General features: G+C 33.9%; 2 protein-coding genes. Both read right to left on the minus strand.

Going from position 1 to position 1,430, the window contains the following annotated elements; translation table 11 throughout:
* Positions 1 to 33: 33 nt before the first annotated feature.
* The gene (locus EG814_RS20850; RefSeq protein WP_125723793.1) at positions 34 to 1,017 is read right to left on the minus strand and encodes an ISAon1 family transposase; all 984 of its coding nucleotides are present in this window, start codon (positions 1,015 to 1,017) and stop codon (positions 34 to 36) included.
* The gene (locus tag EG814_RS20855) at positions 1,001 to 1,363 is read right to left on the minus strand and encodes an ISAon1 family transposase N-terminal region protein (RefSeq protein ID WP_125723794.1); all 363 of its coding nucleotides are present in this window, start codon (positions 1,361 to 1,363) and stop codon (positions 1,001 to 1,003) included. Before EG814_RS20855 ends, EG814_RS20850 begins: the two co-directional genes overlap by 17 nt.
* Positions 1,364 to 1,430: the final 67 nt, after the last annotated feature.

Genomic DNA, 1,430 nt, shown 5'->3' on the forward strand with positions numbered 1-1,430 from the left:
GGATCAATACGAAAACCTGTGGAGCAAGACTAATTAAGCATAAATATTAGATAGTCTAAATAGAAAGAATTTTATATTTCTAACTCCTCTAAATTTTGCTCTAAAAGCTTTTATTTTTGCATTAAAGGATTCCGCTGAAGCATTTGTGCTTCTGTTATCAAAATAGTTTAAAATTGTCTGATAATGGTTTGTTATTGTTCGGGATATTGTGTTGAATGATTTAAATCCAGCTTGGCATACTTTTTCATGCCATTTGGCAAGTTTAGCAAAACCCAGTATTTTATCTCTGGTGTTTTCAAATATATTTCGCAGATCCTGGGTCAGATCATATGCTTTTTGAAGATCTGGATATAAGTCAAAAAGTAAACCAGCGCGCTGTGTCTGGCTTTTCGACCATTTAAAACTGCTTTTATACAAAAAATGACGGCTTCTGGCCAGCAGCTGTTTTTTGGTATCTCCGTTATTTAAAAGTTCTGGTTCGAATTTCTTTTTCGCTTTTTTTGCTTTTTCTATGCTTTCATTTTCCTGATCAATAGCTTCCCAACGGTATTTTATCCTGATTTCCTGCAGGGCTTCAGATGCTAGTTTCTGCACATGAAAACGATCTGTGACCAGCACTGCATTTGGAAAACATTTCTTTGCAATTGAATTCATGCTTCCAGCCATGTCCAAAGTGATTTCTTTAACCAGATTTCGTTTTTTAAGAGCAATTTTTTCGATGATTTGAATTGCTGTTTCGGCTTTAGTCCCGGCGACCATAGCAATTATAGTTCCTTTCTTTCCTTTTGCAGATTTATTAGTTAGAACCGTATAAAGCTCACCGTTTGACAAGCATGTTTCATCTATAGATAATCGTTTACCTATATTTTCTGGAAAAATAAGCCATTTTTCAGCGTGTGATATTTGATCCCATGCTTTAAAATCACTTAAGAAATCTTTATACTGGGATTGCAGATTTCTACCCGAAACTCCGTAGAAAGAGGCAATAGTATTACAGTCATTAGGACTGGAATCTATTAATTTCTTTTAAAAAAGACGCAAACTCCTGGGTTACACGAGTTCCGTCTGCCACTAAATTCCAATCTCTGAAAACTACTTTTCCTGTATCTTCATTGAGCCATCTTCTGCGGGTAATGTGAAGGTATACCTGATGTCCGCGGATGGGAAAATCCTGAACCGTTATCTGGTCAAAAAATCCTTTTGAGCTTAATTTAGAATTAAGGTATTCTTTTGGAATTGAATTAATTTCTTTTAAATACAAATGAAGCATCTCATCTCCTTTTTTATAAGAAGTTAATTCAAAATAATCAACTATAATTTCCGGTAATAATAACTTTAATATATCGATAAAAGAGTCCTGCATTTCTATATAAGATTAAAATACAAAAATCGACTTTTTAATATTTCCCCACAACATTTAGACTTGATCC

This window comes from Flavobacterium ustbae (assembly GCF_003946915.1).
Classification (GTDB): domain Bacteria; phylum Bacteroidota; class Bacteroidia; order Flavobacteriales; family Flavobacteriaceae; genus Flavobacterium; species Flavobacterium ustbae.

Excerpts from the sequence above, each read along its gene's own strand:
- EG814_RS20855 (WP_125723794.1), bottom strand. The coding sequence starts at position 1,363 with ATGCAGGACTCTTTTATCGATATATTAAAGTTATTATTACCGGAAATT.